General features: G+C 63.4%; 22 protein-coding genes. 4 read left to right on the top strand and 18 right to left on the bottom strand.

The window, feature by feature from the left end:
* Positions 1-21 precede the first annotated feature (21 nt).
* A complete protein-coding gene (locus E4L98_RS16685) occupies positions 22-744 on the top strand; it encodes a glutathione S-transferase (RefSeq protein WP_135202676.1) in 723 nt (240 codons plus the stop codon).
* Here E4L98_RS16685 and E4L98_RS16690 read toward each other — a convergent pair whose 3' ends face one another.
* The gene (locus tag E4L98_RS16690) at positions 745-945 is read right to left on the bottom strand and encodes a heavy-metal-associated domain-containing protein (protein WP_135202677.1); all 201 of its coding nucleotides are present in this window, start codon (positions 943-945) and stop codon (positions 745-747) included. It lies immediately after the preceding gene.
* A gap of 80 nt (positions 946-1,025) precedes the next feature.
* Positions 1,026-1,316 (bottom strand): type II toxin-antitoxin system HicB family antitoxin, encoded by a 291-nt coding sequence (locus E4L98_RS16695; protein WP_135202678.1) that lies wholly within the window; start codon positions 1,314-1,316, stop codon positions 1,026-1,028.
* Between the two features lie 281 nt (positions 1,317-1,597).
* Between E4L98_RS16695 and E4L98_RS16700 the strand changes: the two genes are divergently transcribed.
* Positions 1,598-2,254 (top strand): CCXG family PEP-CTERM protein, encoded by a 657-nt coding sequence (locus E4L98_RS16700; protein ID WP_135202679.1) that lies wholly within the window; start codon positions 1,598-1,600, stop codon positions 2,252-2,254.
* A 45-nt stretch (positions 2,255-2,299) separates the two neighbouring features.
* On the opposite strand, the gene E4L98_RS16705 is transcribed toward E4L98_RS16700, so the two are convergent.
* From E4L98_RS16705 to E4L98_RS16755, 11 genes are all read right to left on the bottom strand, one after another.
* The gene (locus E4L98_RS16705) at positions 2,300-3,289 is read right to left on the bottom strand and encodes a DUF4351 domain-containing protein (RefSeq protein WP_135202680.1); all 990 of its coding nucleotides are present in this window, start codon (positions 3,287-3,289) and stop codon (positions 2,300-2,302) included.
* Between the two features lie 113 nt (positions 3,290-3,402).
* A complete protein-coding gene (locus tag E4L98_RS16710) occupies positions 3,403-5,193 on the bottom strand; it encodes a PhoH family protein (RefSeq protein WP_135202681.1) in 1,791 nt (596 codons plus the stop codon).
* A 259-nt stretch (positions 5,194-5,452) separates the two neighbouring features.
* The gene (locus E4L98_RS16715; RefSeq protein ID WP_135202682.1) at positions 5,453-5,908 is read right to left on the bottom strand and encodes a peroxiredoxin; all 456 of its coding nucleotides are present in this window, start codon (positions 5,906-5,908) and stop codon (positions 5,453-5,455) included.
* A gap of 18 nt (positions 5,909-5,926) precedes the next feature.
* Positions 5,927-6,874 (bottom strand): polysaccharide deacetylase family protein, encoded by a 948-nt coding sequence (locus tag E4L98_RS16720; protein WP_135202697.1) that lies wholly within the window; start codon positions 6,872-6,874, stop codon positions 5,927-5,929.
* A 33-nt stretch (positions 6,875-6,907) separates the two neighbouring features.
* Positions 6,908-7,948, bottom strand: a complete 1,041-nt coding sequence (locus E4L98_RS16725; protein ID WP_135202683.1) for a bifunctional UDP-4-keto-pentose/UDP-xylose synthase — start codon at positions 7,946-7,948, stop codon at positions 6,908-6,910.
* A gap of 40 nt (positions 7,949-7,988) precedes the next feature.
* Positions 7,989-8,933, bottom strand: coding sequence for a formyltransferase (locus E4L98_RS16730; RefSeq protein ID WP_135202684.1), 945 nt, complete (start codon positions 8,931-8,933; stop codon positions 7,989-7,991).
* Entirely contained in the window at positions 8,926-9,939 is a 1,014-nt protein-coding gene (locus tag E4L98_RS16735; RefSeq protein WP_135202685.1) for a glycosyltransferase, read from the bottom strand. The genes E4L98_RS16730 and E4L98_RS16735 overlap by 8 nt, the downstream gene beginning before the upstream one ends.
* Before the next feature lie 5 nt (positions 9,940-9,944).
* A complete protein-coding gene (locus tag E4L98_RS16740) occupies positions 9,945-11,084 on the bottom strand; it encodes a DegT/DnrJ/EryC1/StrS family aminotransferase (protein WP_135202686.1) in 1,140 nt (379 codons plus the stop codon).
* 64 nt (positions 11,085-11,148) lie between these two features.
* Positions 11,149-11,538, bottom strand: a complete 390-nt coding sequence (locus tag E4L98_RS16745; protein WP_135202687.1) for an SMR family transporter — start codon at positions 11,536-11,538, stop codon at positions 11,149-11,151.
* Positions 11,538-13,199 carry a glycosyltransferase family 39 protein gene (locus E4L98_RS16750; protein WP_135202688.1) on the bottom strand — a complete coding sequence of 554 codons (1,662 nt, stop codon included), beginning with the start codon at positions 13,197-13,199 and terminating at the stop codon, positions 11,538-11,540. The genes E4L98_RS16745 and E4L98_RS16750 overlap by 1 nt, the downstream gene beginning before the upstream one ends.
* Positions 13,199-13,591 (bottom strand): Mth938-like domain-containing protein, encoded by a 393-nt coding sequence (locus tag E4L98_RS16755; protein WP_135202689.1) that lies wholly within the window; start codon positions 13,589-13,591, stop codon positions 13,199-13,201. Before E4L98_RS16755 ends, E4L98_RS16750 begins: the two co-directional genes overlap by 1 nt.
* Positions 13,592-13,776: 185 nt before the next feature.
* Here E4L98_RS16755 and E4L98_RS16760 point away from each other — a divergent pair, with 185 nt between their 5' ends.
* Positions 13,777-15,009: a pyridoxal phosphate-dependent aminotransferase gene (locus tag E4L98_RS16760; protein WP_135202690.1), complete on the top strand. Its 1,233-nt coding sequence runs from the start codon at positions 13,777-13,779 to the stop codon at positions 15,007-15,009.
* A 34-nt stretch (positions 15,010-15,043) separates the two neighbouring features.
* The gene (locus E4L98_RS16765; protein WP_135202691.1) at positions 15,044-16,366 is read left to right on the top strand and encodes a homoserine dehydrogenase; all 1,323 of its coding nucleotides are present in this window, start codon (positions 15,044-15,046) and stop codon (positions 16,364-16,366) included.
* An 84-nt stretch (positions 16,367-16,450) separates the two neighbouring features.
* Here E4L98_RS16765 and E4L98_RS16770 read toward each other — a convergent pair whose 3' ends face one another.
* The 5 genes from E4L98_RS16770 to E4L98_RS16790 form a co-directional block, all read right to left on the bottom strand.
* Positions 16,451-16,780 (bottom strand): BON domain-containing protein, encoded by a 330-nt coding sequence (locus E4L98_RS16770; RefSeq protein WP_135202692.1) that lies wholly within the window; start codon positions 16,778-16,780, stop codon positions 16,451-16,453.
* 208 nt (positions 16,781-16,988) lie between these two features.
* The gene (locus E4L98_RS16775; protein ID WP_135202693.1) at positions 16,989-18,383 is read right to left on the bottom strand and encodes a sigma 54-interacting transcriptional regulator; all 1,395 of its coding nucleotides are present in this window, start codon (positions 18,381-18,383) and stop codon (positions 16,989-16,991) included.
* A complete protein-coding gene (locus E4L98_RS16780) occupies positions 18,380-18,961 on the bottom strand; it encodes a hypothetical protein (RefSeq protein WP_205746755.1) in 582 nt (193 codons plus the stop codon). Before E4L98_RS16780 ends, E4L98_RS16775 begins: the two co-directional genes overlap by 4 nt.
* The gene (locus E4L98_RS16785) at positions 18,951-20,375 is read right to left on the bottom strand and encodes a sensor histidine kinase (RefSeq protein WP_135202694.1); all 1,425 of its coding nucleotides are present in this window, start codon (positions 20,373-20,375) and stop codon (positions 18,951-18,953) included. Before E4L98_RS16785 ends, E4L98_RS16780 begins: the two co-directional genes overlap by 11 nt.
* Before the next feature lie 80 nt (positions 20,376-20,455).
* Positions 20,456-20,794 carry a ribonuclease E inhibitor RraB gene (locus E4L98_RS16790; protein WP_135202695.1) on the bottom strand — a complete coding sequence of 113 codons (339 nt, stop codon included), beginning with the start codon at positions 20,792-20,794 and terminating at the stop codon, positions 20,456-20,458.
* Positions 20,795-21,255 lie beyond the last annotated feature (461 nt).

Raw genomic sequence — 21,255 nt, forward strand, 5'->3', positions numbered from 1 at the left:
CGGTGGTGCTACCATGGGCCGATGACGACTCCATACCAACTATATTACTGGGACGGTCTGCAGGGCCGCGGCGAATTCGTGCGGCTGGCGCTGGAGGAGGCCGGCATTCCGTACCAGGATGTGGCGCGGCAGAAGAAGGGCATGCCGGCGCTGATGGCCAGCCTGGATGCGGACAAGGTCGATCATCCCTCGTTCGCGCCGCCGGTGCTGCGCGCCGGCGACCTGCTGATCGGGCAGACGGCGAATATCCTGCTGTTCCTCGGTGCGCGGCACGGCCTGGCGCCGCGTGCGGAGGCGGGACGCCTGTGGGCCAACCAGCTGCAGCTGACCATCGCCGACATCGTGGTGGAGGCGCACGATACCCACCATCCGATTTCGACCAACGATTATTACGAGGACCAGAAGAAGGAAGCCAGGGCGCGTGCCAGGGACTTCCGCGCGCACCGCATTCCCAAGTTTCTCGATTATTTTGAGGGCGTCATCCAGCACAATCCGGGGCGCGGCGGCTACGCGGTGGGTTCGCGGCTGTCGTACGTGGACCTGTCGCTGTTCCAATTGGTCGACGGTCTGCGCTACGCCTTCCCGAAGACCATGGACAAGCTGGCGCCGACCTGGCCGGGTCTGATGGCCTTATACGTCAAGGTGTCGCAGCGGCCGAATATCGCCGCCTACCTGCAATCGAAGCGGCGGATTCCGCACAATGAAAGCTGCATCTTCCGCCACTATCCCGAACTGGAAAAGTGATCAGCTGGCGCTGGTGACCGGATAACCGGCATCCACGATTGCCGCCTGCAGCGGCGCCAGCGGCGCCGAGCTGGCGATCTTCATCGACCTGGTGGCCAGGTCGATCTCGACTTTGGCCGCCGCGTCGACCCCCTGCACGGCCTTGGTGACCGCACCCACACAATGGCCGCAGCTCATGTTTTCTACCTGTAGCTGATACATCGCATACTCCTTGAACAGTGACGATGGCTACACTGTAATCCTTCCCGTCGTGGGAAGGTCAAGGATTTTCAGCAACTGCGTCAGTCGGCGGGCGGATCGTCGAGGCGCGCCAGGTCCAGGCTGACCAGCGCCCAGATGCCGCCCGCGTAGTCGGGTTCCTGCGACAGCGTTTCCAGCTGCGATGGTTTGATTTCGAACGCCTTGCCTTGTTCGACCAGCTGGCCGACATGGCCATAGATGGCCTTGGTGGCGTTGCTCATGGCTTTGTCTACTGTTTCGCCTGTTGTCACACAGCCGGGAATGTCGGGCACCGTGACGCCATATAATTTCCTGACGCCTACCGTCTTCTGGATCAGAATAGGGATGTCCATGATGTCTATACCTTTGCGGTCGTGCGAAACACGGGCAAAATCAATGACTTGGGTGTTTAGTGTTATACAGGTTGCCGCCGGTTTCAAGCGATTTCGTACGGCATTTTTGATCGGCTAGTCGGCAGTTTTGACAATTGACATCGTATATTGCCTCCGATAATATTTAGAACATGCTTAACGGCATCTAAAATATCTCGAAGGAATTTCCTTCCGCCATGGTCCCTTATCCCCGTACCTGGTCAAAGCGCAACGCTCTTACCATTCACTTTACGGGGATCCCCATGCCAATCACCAGACTCGCAGCTTTTGCTGTTGCCGCCGCCACCTTCGCCAGCGCCGATGCGGCCGTCATCACCATTCAGACCGGTTACTCCAGCGCCGGCGTGCAGGTATCCGCGGCGGCCTACCGCGATGTCGTCGACGCGGCGGTGGCGGCGTCGCCCTACGGTTCGGCGGTGTTGACGAGTTACGACATTGTCTCCAACCAGTCGCTGTTCGGCGCCAGTCCCGCCAACATCGCTTTCAAGTCCACGATTAACTTTGGTCTGCAGGCAGCCGGCAGCTACGCCTTCCGCGCCGGTGTCGATTTCGGCAATGGCGGCGCCGTGTTCCTCGATGGTCAGGCGGTAGCGCTGAACAACAGCAACGACATGTGGTGGGCACATGATTATGTGAACACTGGCGGCGTGTTCACGATCAATAGTCAGGCGCTGTCGGCTGGCAATCACACCTTGACCGTCTACGGGTTGGAAAACTGCTGCGATGGCGGTCAGCAGGTGCAGTTCTCGGCCAATGGCGCGGCGTTCCAGAACTTCAGCGCCAACACGCTGCAGCTGACCGCCGCCGTGCCAGAGCCGGAGACATACGCGATGCTGCTCGGCGGCCTGGGCGTGGTCGCAGGGGCGGCGCGTCGGCGCCGGCACGGCAAGCGGGCTTGAGACCAACGAACTCTGCGGCTGGCAGTGCATGATTAGCTGCAGGGGCTATTTCAGCAATGTCTCCAGCGATGCCGCTTCGGGCAGGGCGTCGCACCAGGCCTCGAGCTCGGCCAGGCTGGCCTTGGTCAGCTTGGTTCGGGCAATCGAAGGCAGTTCTCCAAAACGCCGAGTGAGCTGCCGCTCCAATAGCGTCAACGCTTCCTCTTTACGGCCGAGCTGTTTGCCGCTTTCCAGACCTTGCTCCCGACCTTGCTTGATTCCTTGTTCACGGCCTTTGTCCATAAATGACTGTTCCAACGGGGTAATCCAGTCCACGTTGCGCTCCTTTTCCAAATCGAGAACAGCCTGCCAGTAACGCTGCTGATACGAGTCTGGCAAGGCCATCATCCAGTTGATCACTTTGAACAAAACAATTATCCGCTGTTTGCCCCACCCATGCTGGTACAGGAGTTTGGTCAGCTGCCACTTGGCGGCGTACAACTGATCTGGCTGATGCCGCGCTTGCTGGGCGCGCAGGTGGGCCAGCGTCAGCCAGGCAAACGGGTTATGCGAGGCCTGGAGTTCATCGGCCTTTTCCGCATAATCGATTAATTTGGCGGTAACGAAAGAAATGCCCATGACGGTGCCCAACACTTCGTTGTGGAATGCGCGTGGACGCCAGTGGAGATCTTCGTCAGCCAGGACGACGAAGTTGGCGACCGGCTGGGCATATTCTGTGAAGATGCGGTAGTTATAATCGAGTATGCGTCGCGCCAGGCTGGTGTCGCGTTGCGCCTGGACTTCGATGTGAATCAGCACCCAATGCAGGCTGCCATCGCGCAGGCAGACCTCGACCAGTTTGTCCGCCACCATGCCATCTGGCGTGCCGCCGAAGCTGATGCCCGCCAATTCCTTGTCGCGAAAGCGTGGCCGCTTGGTCCAATCGATCTGTTTGCCGCGCTCCGGAAAAAAGAAGTCCAGGAAGGCGCGCAGCGCGTGCGTCAGCGCGGCTTTCCACGGCAAATCATAACGGCAGGTGGCGACGGTGTCGGGCATCCTTTCAGTGTATGGCTGCGCGCCATCTGCACTATGCGATAGTGCAAGTCCCTGCAATGAAAAAGCCCCGCCGGCATTGCTGCGGGCGGGGCTTGGTGCGATCGAGGGCAGGCTTACAGCACTTCGCTGGCGTGGTCCGCCAGGCGCGAGCGTTCGCCGCGCGCCAGGGTGACGTGGCCGCTGTGCGACCAGCCCTTGAAACGGTCAACCACGTAGGTCAGGCCGCTGGAACCCTCGGTCAGGTACGGCGTGTCGATCTGCGCGATATTGCCCAGGCAGATGATCTTGGTGCCCGGACCGGCGCGCGTCACCAGGGTCTTGACCTGCTTCGGCGTCAGGTTCTGCGCCTCGTCGATGATCAGGAACTTGTTGACGAAGGTGCGGCCGCGCATGAAGTTCAGCGATTTGATCTTGATGCGCGAACGGATCAGGTCCTGGGTCGCCGCGCGGCCCCATTCGCCGCCGTCCGAATCGGACTTGTTGAGCACTTCGAGGTTGTCGTCGAAGGCGCCCATCCACGGCGACATCTTCTCTTCCTCGGTGCCCGGCAGGAAGCCGATGTCTTCACCGACCGGCACCGTCACGCGGGTGACGATGATTTCGTTGTAGAGCTTGGTCTCCAGCACCTGCGCCAGACCCGCCGCCAGGGCCAGCAGGGTCTTGCCGGTGCCGGCCTGGCCGAGCAGGGTGACGAAATCGCATTCCGGATTCATCAGCAGGTTGAGCGCGAAGTTCTGCTCGCGGTTGCGCGCGGTGACGCCCCAGACGTTGTTCTTGTTGTGGCTGAAGTCGCGCAGGGTTTGCATCACGGCGGTCTTGCCGTTGATCTGCTTGACCTGGCCATAGAACGGCGCTTCGCCATTTTTCGGTTCCAGGAACACGAACTGGTTGACCAGCAGCGACGGCACGAACGGGCCGGTGACGCGGTAGAACGTGGCGCTCTGGCCGTTCTTGTTCTCCTGCCACGACTCCAGATCCTTGCCGTGTTTGGTCCAGAAGTCGTCCGGCAGCTGGACGATACCCGAATACAGCAGGTCGGTGTCTTCCAGCACGTGGTCGTTGAAGTAGTCCTCGGCCGGCAGGCCCAGCGCGCGCGCCTTGATGCGCATGTTGATGTCTTTCGACACCAGCACGATGGGACGGCCCGGCTGGTCCGCTTCCAGCGAACGCACCACCGACAGAATCTGGTTGTCGGCCTTGCCGGCCGGCAGACCGACCGGCAGGTCGGCGTTCTGCAGGCGCGTCTGGAAGTACAGCCGGCCCTTGGCATCCTTGTTGCCCAGCTTGGACAGCGGGATGCCGTTCTCGATGGCGTCGTCGTCGGTGTTGGAGACCAGCGCGTCGAGCGTGCGCGACACCTGGCGGGCGTTGCGCGCCACCTCGGTCATGCCCTTCTTGTGGTTATCCAGCTCCTCCAGCGTCATCATCGGCAGATAGACGTCGTGTTCCTCGAAGCGGAACAGCGACGAGGGATCGTGCATCAGCACGTTGGTGTCCAGCACGAACAGCTTGGTGGTGCCGGTCTGATCGGCGTGGCGGCTGGTGGACGACTTGATGGCGACTTCGTTTTGCTTGTGCTTGGCCGGATGCGGGCCTTCCGCCGTGATCGGCGTGACCTTGCCACGGGTCGCGGGCTTCTTCGCTTCGACCGCCTCGGCGGCGGCTTGCAGGATCGCCGGCGCGGCTTCCAGCACAGCGGCGGCAGCTTTCTTGGCTGCCGGTTTCTTGACGGGTACAGCCTTAACGGTCGCCGCTTTCTTCGGCGCTGGGGCAGGGGGGACGGTGTCCGGCGCAATATCGGCTACCGCCGCAAGGGCGGGCGCCGGGCGCGGGCCGCTCGCCTGGGGGTAATCTTTTGCCAACAGTATAGTCGCTGGCTTACTTGGTATTTTTGGCAGTGGCATCAGGATCTCAATCGAAAAGAATCTGGAGGAATCCGCCCATGGGAATGACGCGCGGCCGGGCGGACGGCAGCGCCAAAACCGGATGGGGTGGATGCTTTAAGGGAAAACAGGTGAAAGACTGCCGATGGGCATGGTTCCAGCCCGATGAGTACCGCAAGGTGGCCGGCTGGCCACCGAGGAGGGTAAGAAATACAGTGCTGACTCAAAATGTGGTTACGTTCCTGCTGGTTGAGCAAGCCGGAACCTGCAACGCTGCAACTCAAGCCTGACGCGCTACAAATTCCAGCACTTCGTCGACGTGACCCGCCACCTTCACGCCTCTCCATTCTTTCACCAATTGGCCGTTAGCGTCAATCACAAACGTACTGCGCTCGACCCCTCGTACAGTCTTACCGTACATTTGCTTCATCTTCATGACGCCGAACTGCTGGCATACGGCTTCCTCCGGATCGGAGATCAGCTCGAACGGCAGGCCCAGCTTGGATTTGAAGCCTTCGTGCGAGCGCAGCGAGTCGCGGCTGATGCCGTAGATCTCGACGCCGGCCGCCTGGAATTGTTCGTGCAAATCGCGGAAGGCGATGTTTTCGGTGGTGCAGCCTGGGGTGTTGTCCTTGGGGTAGAAGAACAGCACGGTATAACGCGCCGGCCGGCCGGACAACTGGAAGGTCTGGCCGCTGGTCATGGGCGCGGAGAAATCGGTTACTACATCAGCCACAGGCGTCTCCTGAGAGGTTCAATAGGCGCGGGCCGGCCCCTGAATGATCAGCTGGCCCGAACGTCCCGGCAATTCGCCCCAGGTGATGGGGCATACCGGCATCGGCAGGTCTCGTATCTTCTGATAGTAGTCAGCCATGGACGCCAGTTGGTATCCCTGCGCTTGCCATCCTGCCAATAGCTGCTCGAATATGGGGGCGAGTTTCTGGCCTTCAAGCTCGGCGTGCAAAGTATAGACATGGTCGCGCGTGGCGTCGGCGGTCAGCTTGAGCAGGAACTCGGCGATGTTGCCGGTGCCAAGCATGGTGCCACCGATCTCGCGGCCCAGCAATTCGTCCAGAGTGGGGAGGGTGGTCGGCATCTGGATGTGGGCCAGCACCTTGTCGCCATCGGCCAGGCGGTGCGGACCGTCGGCCGGGTTGGCCAGGGTGGCGTCCTCGTTCAGCACGCAGCGTCCGTCGGAAGCGTAGGCATAGCCGGCCAGGTCGTGCTCGGCGAAGGCGGCGTTGTTCATCTGCCAGCCGGCCGCGCCATGGGTCTGCGGCGCGACGCCGAACACCTGGGTGTAGCGGGTCTCCGCCTTGCGCATCATCGCGGTGGTCCAGGCCGGATCGCGTTTGGCGACATTGTCCTGCCACAGCACATGGTCCCAGGTATGGATGCCGCATTCGAAGCCGGCCTCCTGCACCGCGCGCATCTCGTTTGCGCATTCCCTGCCGATGTCGGGGCCGGGCAGCAGCACGCCGTACATCAGCGTCTTGACGCCGTAATGTTCGACCACCGAGGTGCGCGAGACCTTGCTGAAAAAGCCCGGACGCAACGCGCGCCGCATGGCCCAACCGGTGTGGTCCGGCCCCATGGAAAACAGGAAGGTGGCGCCGGCCTGGTGCGCCTTGAGCATGCGTACCAGGTTGGGCACGCCTTCATGGGTGCCGCGGTAGGTGTCGACGTCGATCTTCAACACCATCAGCGGCTTGGAGGATGCGCTGGCAGTCAATGCTCAGTCCATCAGCTTTTGTGCTTCGGCCACTTGGCCGCGGTAGGCGTCGAAGATCTTCTTCAGCGCGTCGGCCATGCTGGTGGTCGGTTTCCAGCCCAGCTCTTCGCAGGTGTTGGTGATCTTCGGCACGCGGTTCTTGACGTCCTGATAGCCTTCGCCGTAGTAGGCGCCCGAGGTGGTCTCGACGATCTTGACCTTGGCGGCGCCGTCGGCGTACTCGGGATATAGCGGCGCCAGCGCCATCATCATGTCGGCCAGTTCGCGGATCGAGTAATTGTTGACCGGGTTGCCGATGTTGTAGATCTTGCCGGTGGCGGCGCCGTTCTTGTTTTCGATGATCTTCATCAGCGCGTCGATGCCGTCGTCGATGTCGGTGAAGGCGCGCTTCTGGTGGCCGCCGTCCACCAGCGAGATGTTCTCGCCGCGCACGATATGGCCGAAGAACTGCGTCACCACGCGCGAGGAACCTTCCTTCGGCGTGTGGATCGAATCCAGGCCGGCGCCGATCCAGTTGAAAGGACGGAACAGGGTGAAGTTCAGGCCTTCCATGCCGTAGCCCCAGATCACGCGGTCCATCAGCTGCTTGGCGTTGGAATAGATCCAGCGCGGCTTGTTGATCGGGCCGCAGATCAGTTCCGAGTTTTCCGGATCGAACTCTTCATCGTGGCACATGCCGTACACTTCCGAGGTAGACGGGAACACCAGGTGCTTGCCGTATTTGGCGGCCGAGCGCACGATCGGCAGGTTGGCCTCGAAGTCCAGTTCGAACACGCGCAACGGCGCCTTGACGTAGGTCGACGGCGTGGCGATGGCCACCAGCGGCAGGATCACGTCGCACTTCTTGACGTGGTACTCGACCCACTCCTTGTTGATGGTGATGTCGCCCTCGAAGAAGTGCATGCGCTCGTGCGCCAGCAGATCACTGATGCGATCGGTGTTCATGTCCATCCCATACACATGCCAGTCGGTCGTTTCCAGAATGCGCTTCGACAGATGATGGCCGATAAAGCCATTGACGCCGAGGATGAGTACTTTTTTCATGTTGGTTGTCCAGTAAAGTTCTAGGTCCGCCAGGGGCCGGTCAGGCGCGGGCGGCCAGGCGGGTTTGCAACTGTTCGGCCGTGATGGGTTCGCCATCGGCGGTCAGGGAGGCAATCGTCAGCATGCGGCCATCGCCGCACACGCCAAAGATGCAATTATCTACTACGGCCAAGCCCGGTGGCAAACTGAGGGAAACAACGTTGCCAAAGTTGCCACGACCTGTGCCGGCCAGACGCGCGCGCTGTATCACGTAGCGTACGCCGCCGACGTCGGTGAACGCGCCTGGATAAGGGGGGGCCACCGCCCGGTGCAGATTGTAGACCTGCTGCGCCGGCTGGCTCCAGTCGATGCGGCCGTCCTCCGGCTTGCGGCCACCGAAATAACCGCCTTTGCGCAGATCGTTGTGCAGGCGCGGCGCGGTGCCGGCCAGCAGCGACGGCAACACGCGCCACAGCGCCTGCTCGGCCGCCACCTGCACCTTGCCGAACACTTCGTGGGCAGTGTCGTCGGGCAGAATCGGCACTTCCATCTGCGCCACGATGGCGCCGGCGTCAGGCTTGACGGTCATCTCGTGCAGACTGGCGCCGGTGACGCTGGCGCCATGCAGTACCGCCCAGTTGACCGGCGCGCGGCCGCGGTATTCGGGCAGCAGCGAGCCGTGCATGTTGAACGCGGGCGCCACCGCCAGCAGTTCGGCCGGCAGCATGTGGCGGTAATAAAAGCTGAACATCAGGTCCGGCTTGAGCGCCTGCACCTGCGCCAGCAGTTCCGGCGATTTGGCGTCGGCCGGGGTGATGTAGGGGATGCCCTCGGCCTGGCACAGCGAGATCACCGATTCGAACCAGATGTTCTCGCTGGCGCTATCCTCGTGGGTCACCACCAGGGCGACATCGACGCCGCCGGCCAGCAACACCTTCAGGCAGCGCACGCCGACATTGTGGTAGCCGAAAACGACGGCGCGCTTGGGTTGGTCCAGATCACTCATGAGGACGGCCCACGCGACGTTTTTCCGCGCCGGACGGCGCTGGCGACTGCAGGTCTTCCTTCTGTTGCAGCACGGTCTGCACCACGTAGCGCGGCCGCGCGCGCACCTGCTGGAAGATGCGGCCGACGTACTCGCCCAGCAAACCGATGCCGAACAGGATCACGCCCATGAAGAAGAAGGTGATGGCAAACAGCGTGAACACGCCTTCCGCCTCGGCGCCCAGGAACAGGCGGCGCGCCAGCAGCACCAGCACCAGCAGCGCGGAAACGAAGGACATCGCCATGCCCAGCATGGAATAGAACTGCAGCGGGATCAGCGAAAAGCCGGTCACCAGGTCGAAGTTCAGGCGGATCAGGCTGTACAGCGAATACTTGGATTCGCCGGCTGCGCGTTCCTCGTGCTCGACCACGATCTCGGTCGGGTTGCGCGCGAAGCGGTAGGCCAGCGCCGGCACGAAGGTATTCACTTCGGCGCACTGGTTGACCAGGTCGATGACGTTGCGGCCATAGGCGCGCAGCATGTTGCCCTGGTCGGTGATCTTGATGTTGGTGATGCGCTCGCGCAGCCGGTTCATGGCCTTGGACGCGTAGGTGCGCCACGCCACGTCCTGGCGCTTGCGGCGGATCGAGCCGACGTAGTCGTAGCCCTCGCGCATCTTGGCCACCAGGTTGCCGATTTCTTCCGGCGGGTTTTGCAGGTCGGCGTCCAGCGTGATCATGATGTCGCCGCGCGCCTGCTCGAAGCCGGCCAGGATGGCCATGTGCTGGCCGTAGTTACCGTTGAACAGCACCACGCGGGTGACGTCGGGCCGCTTGCGGAATTGCTCGGCCAGGATGGACACCGAGTTGTCGCGGCTGCCGTCGTTGACGAAGATGATTTCGTAGCTGGTGCCCAGCTGGTCCAGCGCCGGATACAGGCGCGCGAACAGCGCGGCCAGGCCGGCCTGCTCGTTGTAGATCGGGATGACGACGGAAACTTCCGGATGGGCGATCTGGGGAACGGTCATGTCGGTCATTTGATCAGGATCGCTTTCACGGCGGCGACCGCGCGATCGACGTCGGCGCTGGTCATGGCGTAGAACATCGGCAGGGTCACGGTCAGGCGGCCGATCTTTTCCGCCACCGGGAACATGCCTTCCCTGAAGCCGCGCTCGCGGTACAGGCTGAACAGGTGGATGGGCGCATAGTGGTAGCCGGTGCCGATGTTGAAGCGTTCCTGCATGGCGCGCATGAAGTCGGCGCGCGTGCCGGGACCGTTGTCCGGCAGGATGATCTGGAACAGGTGGTAGTTGCTGGAATCGAAGGCTTGCAGCGGCAACTGCGCGCCCGTCTGCGCTTCGAAGTCCGGGCCGAACGCTTGGTAATAGCGGCGTGCCAGCGCGCGGCGGTGCGCGGTGATCTTCTCGATATTGGCGAACTGGCCCAGGCCGATGGCGGCCATGATGTCGCTCATGTTGTACTTGCCGCCGAGGACATCGACATCGATGCCGTCCACGCCGCTGCGGGTCACGCCCTGCAGGCGGTATTTCTCGGCCAGCCTGGCTTCCTCGAGATTGTTCAGCACCAGCGCGCCGCCTTCGCCGGTGGTGATGTTCTTGTTGGCCTGGAAGCTGAACGAGACGAAATCGCCGAAAGCGCCGATGCGCTTGCCTTTCCATTCGGCGCCGAACGCCTGCGCGGCATCCTCGATCACGCGCAGATGATGTTTGGCGGCGATGGCGTACAAACGGTCCATGTCGACGGGCAGGCCGGACAGGTAGACCGGAATGATGGCCTTGGTGCGCGGGGTGATCGCGGCTTCCAGCTTGTCCAGGTCGAGATTGCGGGTCAGCGGATCGATGTCGGCGAACACCGGCGTGGCGCCCACTTCGATGATGACGTTGGCGGTGGCGACCCAGGAAATCGGCGTGGTGATCACTTCGTCGCCGGCGCCGATGCCGGCGATGCGCAGCGCGATTTCCATGGTGCAGGTGCCGGAATTGAAGGTGCGCACCGGGCGGCCGCCAAAGTATTCCGACATTTGCGCTTCGAATGCCTGCACTTTCGGGCCGCTGGTGATCCAGCCCGAGCGCAGCACGTCGCCGACGGCGGCGATGGTGGCCTCATCGATCGTAGGTTTGGAGAAGGGCAAAAAGGGCAGTTCAGCGCTCATGAGGTAGTTGCTCTATAGTATCTTTTATGGTCCGACTTTAAGGATAGGCATTCTAAAGCGTTCGTCAGGTCCGCGCCAGCCACGCCACGCCGACCAGAATAACCAATATGGCAAGCAGACGTTGCACGGAAAGCGTCTCGCCAAACAGCGCCCAGGCGCCGAAAGCGGTCACCACGTAGCCCAGCGACAGCATCGGGTAAGCGATGGACACATCGACCCGCGACAGCGCGATAATCCACAGCACCACCGACAGCACATAGCAGGCCAGCCCGCCAATAATGGGCAATTGCATGGCGACGCGCAGGCCGGTGCTGAACAGATTGCCCATGGTCAGATGGATTTCGCCGACGTTGCGCGCGCCGGCCTTGAGCAGCAGCTGGGCCACCGCATTGAGCAGCACGCCGGTGACGATGAAGCTGAAAGTTGCAAAATTCATGGGTGTATTTTTGTTCATTACAGATTGGTAATCACCATGCGGCGGGTGTCTTCCGCGTAAATGCGCATGGGCACACCTTTGGCCTTCAGCTGTTCGTAGGTATCCTGGTTCAGGATGGCCATGGCCCTGACGCCGGCGGCCGTGTGCGCGTTCCAGCGCGCGACGAAGCCGTCCACGGTCGGGATCGCCAGTTCCGGCTGCTGGCGCAGGCCGAAGGTGAATTCATCCCAGTAATCGACCAGGGTCACGGTGCGCTTCAGGTAGAAGGTCATCGACTGTTCGTAGGTGCCGACCGAATAGATCGGGGTGTCGGCCTGCAGCGCGGGCAGCATCTTCAGCGCCAGCGCCTTGCCGGCGCGCATTTTGCCGTACGACTCGAAGCCGGTCAGCACCAGTTGCACCGAAACGAAGCCGGCGATGGCCATGGTCAGCACCGCCAGGTCGCGGCGCAGCTGGCGCGCGTGCAGGCAGGCCAGCGCGCCGCCGGCGGTGGCGACGATGGCGGCCGCCAGCACCCAGGGCTGATGCGCTTCCAGCATGGCGCGTTCTTCCGGATGGCGCACCGCCATGTGCACCATCTGCGGCACGGCGGCCAGGCCGGCGATGCCGATCAGCACCAGCAGGCCGGCCGCGATCAGGCGGTTCTGGCGCGAGGCGTTTTCCAGGTAGCTGGCGATCAGCAGGGCCAGCGCCGGGAACACCGGCAGGATGTAGCCGGGCAGCTTGGAACTCGAATAGCTGAAGAAGAAGGTGATGAACACGAACCAGACCAGCAACATCTGCCGGGGCTGGAAGGTCGCGCCCTGCACGCGGCGGGCGCCGTTGAACAGCGCCTGCGGCAGCACGCCCAGCCACGGGATGATGCCCGGCGCCAGCAGCATCAGGAAGTAATACCAGGCGCCTTCGCGGTGGTGTTCCTTGAGCAGGAAGCGCTCGAAGTGTTCATGGATGAAGAAGAAGTGCGGCTGTTCCGGATTGCGGATACCGACCAACACGAACCACGGCGTGGCAATGGCAAAGAACAGCAGCAGGCCCTTGACCAGCTGCAGGCGTTTCCAGATGCCGAGGTCGCGCGCCACCACGGTGTAAATCACCAGCACCGCGCCCGGCAGCACCACGCCGATCAAGCCCTTGGCCAGCACCGACAGCGCCATGCCGGCCCAGCAGACCAGCATCCAGTTGCGCTGCTCGCGCGCCGTGGCGCCGTCGCGCTGGGCGATCAGCAGTGCGCCGAGGGCGATGGTCATCATGCAGGACAGGCTCATGTCCAGCGAATCGATCTGGCCGCAGGCCACCCAGAACATGCTGGAACCCAGCGTCAGCGCGGCGTAGAAGCCGGCGCGCGCGCCGAACACGCGCCGGCCCGCATAACCGACCGTCAACACGCCGCCGAGACCGCACAGGCCGGTCCACAGCCGCGCCTGCCATTCGCCGAGGCCGAACAGGCTGAAGGTGAGCGCGTTCATCCAGGTCTGCAGCGGCGGCTTCTCGAAATACTTGATGCCGTTCAGGCGCGTGGTGATCCAGTCGCCGCTGGCCCACATTTCGCGCGCCATCTCGGCGTAACGGCCCTCGTCGGGCGGCACCAGGGTACGCACCCCCAGCACGTACAGCCAGACGATGGCAAACACCGCCAGCAACGACCACAGGAATTTTTTCGAGTTGTACAGGTCGTTCATCAGGCGCTGTGACCCTCTTGCGGGCCGATCACCAGGGCCAGCGTGACCTTGCGGCCCTCGCCCATGAGGATGTTATAGGTGCGGCAGGCGGCCTGGCTGTCCATGCATTCCACGCCGATGCGGCGCATGGTCAGCGCGGCGGTCAGTTTCGGATGGATGAAGCGCTGGCGCTCACCGGTGCCGAGGATGACCACGTCCGGGCTGTCCTGGCCGATGATGTCGAAGTGTTCCGCGGTGATCGATTCGAACGTCGGCGCGTTCCAGGCGCGCGGCGGCACTTCCGGCAGCACGATCAGGCTGTAGTTGTAACGCTCGGCGTTGATTTCGACGCCGCTGGCATCGTAGCCGGTCACGGTCTGGTATTTTTTGGTATCGCTTTCGTGGAGCTTCATGACGTTGCGGGTTGGATAGCAGCAAAAGAAGCGTCATTGTAGCGGGTTTCACTGGGGTCCCGGCCCTTAAAGGTTGATTAAATCAGCACCTTTCGGCAGAATGGTTCTTTTCGCATTGCAGCACGGGCCGGCGCCGGGTTTTTGGCAGGTCAGAGAAGTTTGCCTCACATAAACAGGATTTTATTTTGCGACCGATACAAAAATCGAACAAACTCGCGGAAGTCTGCTACGAGATACGCGGGCCGGTGCCGGAAAAAGCCCGGCAGATGGAGGAGGAGGGCCACAAGATTACGAAGTTGAATATCGGCAATCTGGCCGTATTCGGTTTCGATCCGCCGGACGAGATCGTGCAGGACATGAAGATGAATCTGTCCAACGCGGCCGGCTACACCGATTCCAAAGGCATGTTCGCGCCGCGCAAGGCGGTGATGCACTACACCCAGGGCAAGAACATCGCCGGCGTCAGCATCGACGACATTTACCTGGGCAATGGCGCGTCCGAGCTGATCGTCATGTCCATGAACGCGCTGCTGAACAACGGCGACGAGGTGCTGGTGCCGGCGCCCGATTACCCGCTGTGGACCGCCGCGGTGTCGCTGTCGGGCGGCACGCCGGTGCACTATATCTGCGACGAGCAGCAGGACTGGTATCCGGACATCGACGACATGCGCCGCAAGATCACGCCGAACACGCGCGCGATCGTGGTGATCAACCCCAACAACCCGACCGGCGCGCTGTATCCGACCGAGCTGCTGCTGCAGATCATCGAACTGGCGCGCCAGCACCAGTTGATCATCTACGCCGACGAGATTTACGACAAGGTGCTGTACGACGGCCACAAGCACGTATCGATCGCCTCGCTCGCCGACGACGTGCTGTTCGTCACCTTCAACGGCCTGTCAAAGAATTACCGCGCCTGCGGCTACCGTTCCGGCTGGATGGTGGTGTCGGGCGAGAAATCGCACGCCAAAGATTATATCGAGGGCCTCAACATGCTGGCCTCGATGCGCTTGTGCGCCAACGCGCCGGGGCAGTTTGCGATCCAGACTGCGCTCGGCGGCTACCAGTCGATCGACGACCTGGTGGGGCCGGGCGGACGCCTGTTGAAGCAGCGCGATCTGGCTCACCAGCTGTTGACCGGGATTCCGGGCGTCAGCGTGGTCAAGCCGAAAGCGGCGCTCTACATGTTCCCGCGCCTCGATCCGAAGATCTATCCGATCGCGGATGACCAGCAGTTCGCATATGAATTGCTGGCCGAAACCAAAGTGCTGATCGTCCAGGGCAGCGGCTTCAACTGGATCGCGCCGGATCACTTCCGCGTGGTGTTCCTGCCCAACTCGGACGATATGGTGGAAGCTTTCGGCCGCATGGCCAAGTTCATGGAAAGTTACCGCAAGCGCCACGGCGCCAGCGCTTAATTTTAGATCCCTCAGATCCACAGAAAAGATTGATATGAAACCGATCAAAGTAGGCTTGTTAGGCGTCGGCAACGTCGGCTCCGGTACCTTCAACGTCCTGGCGCGCAACCAGGCGGAAATCCGTGGCCGCGCCGGGCGTGGCATTGAGGTGGTGGCCGTCTCGGCGCGCAACCTCGCGCGCGCGAAAGAGCGCACCGGCGGCAAGGTGCGGGTGGTGGCCAACCCGATGGACATCGTCAACGATCCCGAGATCGATATCGTCGTCGAGCTGATCGGCGGTTACGACCTGGCGCGCCAGCTGGTGCTGCAGGCCATCGCCAACGGCAAGCACGTGGTCACCGCCAACAAGGCGCTGCTGGCCGTGCACGGCAATGAAATCTTCGCCGCCGCCCAGGACAAGGGCGTGATGGTGGCATTCGAGGCGGCCGTGGCCGGCGGCATCCCCATCATCAAGGCGCTGCGCGAGGGCCTGACCGCCAACCGCATCGACTGGCTGGCCGGCATCATCAACGGCACCACCAACTTCATCCTGTCCGAGATGCGCGACAAGGGCCTGGATTTCGCCACCGTGCTGAAACAGGCGCAGGAGCTGGGCTATGCCGAGGCCGACCCGACCTTCGACATCGAGGGCGTGGACGCGGCGCACAAGGCCACCATCATGTCGGCGATCGCTTTCGGCATCCCGGTGCAGTTCGACAAGGCCCACGTGGAAGGCATCTCGCGCCTGAACGCGGTGGACATCAAGTACGCCGAACAGCTGGGCTACCGCATCAAGCTGCTGGGCATCGCCAAGCGCGCCAAGGTCAACGGCAAGGAAGGCGTGGAACTGCGCGTGCACCCGACCCTGATTCCAGCCAAGCGTTTGATCGCCAACGTCGAAGGCGCAATGAACGCGGTGCTGGTGCAGGGCGACGCCGTCGGCGCCACGCTGTACTACGGCAAGGGCGCCGGCGCCGAGCCGACCGCCTCGGCCGTCATCGCCGACCTGGTCGACATCACCCGTCTGGCCACCGCCGATCCGGAACACCGCGTGCCGCACCTGGCGTTCCAGCCGAACGCCATGACCAACATCGAGATCCTGCCGATGGCGGAAGTGACCACCAGCTACTACCTGCGCATGGACGTCAGCGACGAGCCGGGCGTGCTGGCCGACCTGACCCGCATCCTGGCCGACGCCGGCATCTCGATCGACGCCATGCTGCAAAAGGAGCCGGCCGAGGGAGAAACCCGCACCGACATCATCTTCCTGACCCACCAGACGCAGGAAAAGCACATCAACGCCGCCATCGCCAAGATGGAAAGCCTGCCGACCGTGGGCGGCAGCGTCACCCGCATCCGCCTGGAAAACCTGAGCTGAAGACGCAAAAAAGCCGGGGCAGCGTCTACGCACACTGCTCCGGAAAAGGGTTCGTACAATGGACTGGCTAGCTCGCCAGGACGTTTACTTCGAGGCGACGGTCAGTTCGCTCTTCACTTCTTTCACACCTTCCACGGCCGAGGCGGTCTGGATGGCTTTGGTGCCGACGTCGGTGCTGGCCACGGTGCCGCTCAGGGTCACCACGCCGTTGGCGGTGGTCACGCCGATCTGTTTCTGGTCAGCCAGGGAAGCCTTGATTTTGCTGGTGATCGTGTCGTCGGAAGCCGAGCCTGCTTTAGCGGCGCCGGCCATGGCGGCGTCTTGCTGACCCGCTGCGAAGGCGGAGCCGGTTGCGGCGGCGGCGGTCAGGGCGGTGGCAACCATCACGCGGGCGATCAGTTTGGTAGTCATCATGATTTGCTTCCTTTATCGAGTTTGAGGATAAAACGTCTGTGACGTTGTCCTACTCTTTGCAAACCACGTGCCAGCTCTGATTTTCTGTTTTAATTCAACGGCTTGTGCGTCAATTTCGATTCGGAAATCAGCTCGCCGTGGTAATTTCGGCCAGATTGGCGGAAATTTGTCGGGAAATGGCGACAGCCGCCTGCCGCCATGTGCCAAGTCATTGATTTTTAAGGCCATCGTCCTGTCGCTCGGCAGCGACATCGCCGCCGCGAAACTGGCTGGCGTCGAGGTCGTGCTTTTGCAGCAGGCGGTAAAACTCGGTCCGGTTGCGCTCGGCCAGGCGGGCGGCGTCGGCCACGTTGCCGTCGGTGAGCTTGAGCAGCTGGACCAGGTAGTTGCGCTCGAAGCGCTGGCGCGCCTCGTTGTAGCTGAGTACCTCCAGCGACGGTACGCGCAAGGCGCGCTGCACCAGCGTCAGCGGCACCAGCGGCGCGGTGGCCAGCGCGCACACATGTTCCACCACGTTGTACAGCTGGCGCACGTTGCCGGGCCAGGCGGCGGTGGTCAGCGCTTCCAGCGCGTCGGGCGCGAAGCCGCGCACCGTCTTGCCATACTTTTCCGCCAGGCTTTGCAGGAACTGCGTGGCCATGGGCGCGATGTCTTCGCGCCGCGCTGACAACGGCGGCAGGGTCAGCGTGATGACGTTGAGGCGGTAGTACAAGTCTTCGCGGAACTGGCCTTCGCGCATGGCGACGTCGAGGTCGCGGTGGGTGGCCGACAGGATGCGCACGTCGACCGGCCGCGCCACGTCGGAACCGAGCTGGCGCACCACGCGCTCCTGCAGCACGCGCAGCAGCTTGACCTGCAGCAGCAGCGGCATGTCGCCGATCTCGTCCAGGAACAGGGTGCCGCCGTCGGCCGCCTGCACCAGGCCCTCGCGGCTGGCGGTGGCGCCGGTGTAGGCGCCCTTGACGTGGCCGAACAGTTCCGATTCCAGCAAGGCCTCCGGAATCGCGCCGCAGTTGACCGCGATGAACGGCGCCTTGGCGCGGCGGCTGGCGCGGTGGATGGCCTCGGCCAGCAGCTCCTTGCCGGTGCCGCTTTCGCCGCGGATCAGGATGCTGGCGTCGGACGCCGCCACCAGCCGCGCCTCGGCCAGCAGCTCGTCCATGCTCTGGCTGCGGCTGATGATGCGCGCGCGCCATTGCTGGTCGCCGTCGCCGGCGCTGGCCGGCGGCGCCGCCAGCTGCAGCGCCTGTTCGATGCGCTCCAGCAGCAGCTTGGCGTCGAACGGCTTGGTCAGGTAGGCGTAGGCGCCCAGCGTGGTGGCCTCGACCGCGTCGGGGATGGTGCCGTGCGCGGTCAGCAGGATTACCGGCAGCGCCGGGTAGGTGTGGCGGATTTCCTGGAACAGCGACATGCCGTCGCGGTCCGGCAGGCGGATGTCGCTGATCACCAGCCGCGGCAGCTCGATCGACAGCCGCGCCAGCGCCGCCTCCGCGCTGCCGACCGCGGTGACGCGATAACCGTTGGCGGTCAGGCGCATCGACAGCAGCCGCAGCAGGTCGTCGTCGTCGTCCACCAGCAGCAGATGGGCTCCCTGTCCGCTCATTTGATCACTCCCTGCGATTGCAGCCCGGCCGCGGGGCGGGGCGGCAGCGTGCGTTCGATGGTCTTCAAGCCTTCCAGCATTTCGTTGAGCTGGTCGATGCGCTTCTGGCTTTCCTTCTGCTGCGCCAGCAGCTTGTCCCCGTGCTCGGCCAGGCGCCGCGTTTCCGCGCAATTGCTGGACAACAGCTGCGCCAGCGCGCGCAAGGGCGCCGCCTCGGGATCGGGCGAGCTGGCCACGCTGTCGAGCAGTGCCTGGGCGCGCGCCAGATCGCCGCTGACGCGGGTCAGCATCAGCACCATGCCCATCTGTATCGCCACGCGCGGGCTGCGCTGCTGCAGGCTGAGACCGCTCAATTCCTTGAGCAGCTCGCCCTGGCTCATGCGCCGCAGCGATTGGTGGTAGGTCAGCAGCGGCCCGACCTCGTCGGGCGGCAGCGGCGGCGCCTGCTGCACCTGGACCACCAGCGGCGGCGCTTCCGGCGGCGGCGGCAGCGGCGGCTCCTGCGGCAGCGGCGAATTCAGGGTGCAGGCGGTCAGCATCAGCGCTGTCAGCAGTGCGGCGGTCGGTTTATAGGTCATAAGGCAGTTCGATACGGAAGTGGGCGCCCCGGTCGGAGGGCAGCAGTTGTAAGACGCCACCATGCGCGGCCACATATTCATGCACGATGGACAGGCCGATGCCGTTGCCGCGGCGCGCGCCGGGCGGCTGGCGCTGTCCCTGATAAAAGGGTTCGAAGATGCGCGCGGCATCTTCAGGGGCCACGCCGGGCCCCTGGTCCTTGCAGTCGAGCAGCAGTTTGTTGTTCAGCTCGCCGAGGCGGAAGGTGATCAGGCCGCCCTGCGGACTGAAGCGTACCGCGTTCGACAGCAGGTTGCCGACCACGATGGCCATTTTTTCGGCATCCATGGCGATCGGCCGCGCCGAGCCTTCGGTCGCGACCGTCAGCTGGGCGGCCTGCCACTGCAGGCGCTGGCCGGCAACGGCCTGTTCCAGCAGCGCGCCCATGTCGGCCGGCTGGCGTTGCAGGTGCTGGGCGTCGAAGGTGGCGGCGTTGTAGCGCAGCAGCGCTTCGATCTGCGATTGCAGCGCCGCCGTGTTCTGGTTGAGGATGCCGGCGATCTCGCGCTGGTTGGGCGACAGCGCGCCGGCCACGCCATCCTCGAGCAGCGCCACGCCCTCGCGCAGCGCCGCCAGCGGGGTCTTCAGCTCGTGCGAGATGTGGCGCAAAAAGCGCGCCTTGTCCGCTTCGAGGTCGGCCAGGCGCTGGCGCAGCCAGTTCAGCTGCTGGCCGACGCGCTGCAGGTCGTTGGGGCCGCGCACGGCGATCGGCTGGTCGTAGCGGTTCTCGCCCAGCGTGTCGATGGCTTGCTCGATCTGCGCCAACGGCCGCGACAGCCACAGGCCGAAGCCGCCGGCCAGCAGCGCCGCCAGCAGGATAGAGGCGATCACCTGCGCTTTCAGCACGGCGCGCCGCTGATCGAGTTCGGTCAGCAGTTCGGTGTTGCGGCGGTCGACTTCCTGCTTGACCTCGTCGGCCAACCGTTCGTTCATGTCGGGCAGCGCCGCCAGCGCCTTTTCCAGCGCCTGCTGGCGCGCGCTGCTGCGCGGGCGCGCTGGCGCCTGCAGCAGCTCCCACGCCTGTTCGCCGGCCTGGCGCCAGGTTTCGAACAGCAGGTCGGAGGTGTAGGGCAGGGCCGCCGCCACCGCGTCGAGCGCGGCGCGGGCGTCGCGCCAGGCGTCGGCGTAGCGCTTGCGGAAGGCGGGGTCGTCCAGCACCAGGTATTGGCGCGCGCTGCGCGTCATGGCGACGCTGCGCTCGGCCAGTTGCTGGGTGTTTTCGGTCAGCGCCAGCGCGTGGCGTCCGCTGTCGCGGCTGTGGGCGGCCAGACGGTCCAGGGTCCACAGCGCGTGCAGCGAGGCGGCGCTCAGCAGCACGGCAATCAGCAGGAAGACGCCCAGCAGCAGTTGGCGAAACGAGAGTTTCGAAAGCATGGGGTCATATGCGGGGCAATGTTAACACTGCGATAATATGACCAAACGGCCGCGATGGCCTGTACGATTGCGCAGCCGGCTCAGGCCGGGCCGACGTCCATGCCGTCGTAGGACTCCAGCTGGTGCTGTTCGGCGAACTTGTAGAATTCCTGGTTGCGCGCGTGCAGGGTATCGACCGTGTGCTTTTCCACTTTTTCGATGTGCAGCCACCACAGCGCCGGCGTGTCCGCCGCCGGCTTGGAATCGTAGATGCCGACGATCTGGTAGCCCTGGGCCTTCAGCGGCTGGGCCGCGGCTTCCAGCCTGGTCTTGTCGGCGTCGGCGAAGAAGTAGCCCCACAGCAGCGGCTTGTTGAGGTCCCATGGCGCGTTGGCCTTCATGTCGGCGAACAGGGTCACCATTTCTTCTTTGCTAATCATGTTGTTCCTTGCTGCGTCGGTAAAAACCGGCTCCGACGCGGTTGATATGGGCTTGTAGTTCGGCATTGTCGATATGGTCGCGGATCGACAAAACTATTTTGTAAGGCAGCAGAAGGTCGTCCAGCGCAGTATCTATTGTCAGCAGCGTAGCCAGTGACAGCCCCTCACCGACCAGGCACAAATCGATGTCCGAACGGTGAATAGCGGTATTTTACCGCGCGGTGGCCATTGATTTACCCACCGCGGCGCAGGCGTTTATAATTTCCTTTTGGCTCAAGGCAACAGCGATGACTAAGGCTACACTCTGGATGGCGGATGCGGACGCGCTCGGCGAGGCCGACCTGCAGCGCCTGCGCGGCTGGTTGACGGCCGGCGAGATGGCGCGCCACCAGCGCTTTGTGCGCGCGCAGCGGCAGCGCCAGTTCGTGGCCGGCCGCGTGCTGCTGCGCATGGCGCTGGGC

This window comes from Duganella callida (genome assembly GCF_004614165.1).
Classification (GTDB): domain Bacteria; phylum Pseudomonadota; class Gammaproteobacteria; order Burkholderiales; family Burkholderiaceae_D; genus Rugamonas; species Rugamonas callida.

What these genes read in the sequence shown, in the direction of transcription:
- E4L98_RS16685 (WP_135202676.1), top strand. Translation starts at nt 22, where the DNA reads ATGACGACTCCATACCAACTATATTACTGGGACGGTCTGCAGGGCCGC.
- E4L98_RS16690 (WP_135202677.1), bottom strand. Translation starts at nt 945, where the DNA reads ATGTATCAGCTACAGGTAGAAAACATGAGCTGCGGCCATTGTGTGGGT.
- E4L98_RS16695 (WP_135202678.1), bottom strand. Translation starts at nt 1,316, where the DNA reads ATGGACATCCCTATTCTGATCCAGAAGACGGTAGGCGTCAGGAAATTA.
- E4L98_RS16700 (WP_135202679.1), top strand. Translation starts at nt 1,598, where the DNA reads ATGCCAATCACCAGACTCGCAGCTTTTGCTGTTGCCGCCGCCACCTTC.
- E4L98_RS16705 (WP_135202680.1), bottom strand. Translation starts at nt 3,289, where the DNA reads ATGCCCGACACCGTCGCCACCTGCCGTTATGATTTGCCGTGGAAAGCC.
- E4L98_RS16710 (WP_135202681.1), bottom strand. Translation starts at nt 5,193, where the DNA reads ATGCCACTGCCAAAAATACCAAGTAAGCCAGCGACTATACTGTTGGCA.
- E4L98_RS16720 (WP_135202697.1), bottom strand. Translation starts at nt 6,874, where the DNA reads ATGGTGTTGAAGATCGACGTCGACACCTACCGCGGCACCCATGAAGGC.
- E4L98_RS16725 (WP_135202683.1), bottom strand. Translation starts at nt 7,948, where the DNA reads ATGAAAAAAGTACTCATCCTCGGCGTCAATGGCTTTATCGGCCATCAT.
- E4L98_RS16730 (WP_135202684.1), bottom strand. Translation starts at nt 8,933, where the DNA reads ATGAGTGATCTGGACCAACCCAAGCGCGCCGTCGTTTTCGGCTACCAC.
- E4L98_RS16735 (WP_135202685.1), bottom strand. Translation starts at nt 9,939, where the DNA reads ATGACCGTTCCCCAGATCGCCCATCCGGAAGTTTCCGTCGTCATCCCG.
- E4L98_RS16740 (WP_135202686.1), bottom strand. Translation starts at nt 11,084, where the DNA reads ATGAGCGCTGAACTGCCCTTTTTGCCCTTCTCCAAACCTACGATCGAT.
- E4L98_RS16745 (WP_135202687.1), bottom strand. Translation starts at nt 11,538, where the DNA reads ATGAACAAAAATACACCCATGAATTTTGCAACTTTCAGCTTCATCGTC.
- E4L98_RS16750 (WP_135202688.1), bottom strand. Translation starts at nt 13,199, where the DNA reads ATGAACGACCTGTACAACTCGAAAAAATTCCTGTGGTCGTTGCTGGCG.
- E4L98_RS16755 (WP_135202689.1), bottom strand. Translation starts at nt 13,591, where the DNA reads ATGAAGCTCCACGAAAGCGATACCAAAAAATACCAGACCGTGACCGGC.
- E4L98_RS16765 (WP_135202691.1), top strand. Translation starts at nt 15,044, where the DNA reads ATGAAACCGATCAAAGTAGGCTTGTTAGGCGTCGGCAACGTCGGCTCC.
- E4L98_RS16770 (WP_135202692.1), bottom strand. Translation starts at nt 16,780, where the DNA reads ATGATGACTACCAAACTGATCGCCCGCGTGATGGTTGCCACCGCCCTG.
- E4L98_RS16775 (WP_135202693.1), bottom strand. Translation starts at nt 18,383, where the DNA reads ATGAGCGGACAGGGAGCCCATCTGCTGCTGGTGGACGACGACGACGAC.
- E4L98_RS16780 (WP_205746755.1), bottom strand. Translation starts at nt 18,961, where the DNA reads ATGACCTATAAACCGACCGCCGCACTGCTGACAGCGCTGATGCTGACC.
- E4L98_RS16785 (WP_135202694.1), bottom strand. Translation starts at nt 20,375, where the DNA reads ATGCTTTCGAAACTCTCGTTTCGCCAACTGCTGCTGGGCGTCTTCCTG.
- E4L98_RS16790 (WP_135202695.1), bottom strand. Translation starts at nt 20,794, where the DNA reads ATGATTAGCAAAGAAGAAATGGTGACCCTGTTCGCCGACATGAAGGCC.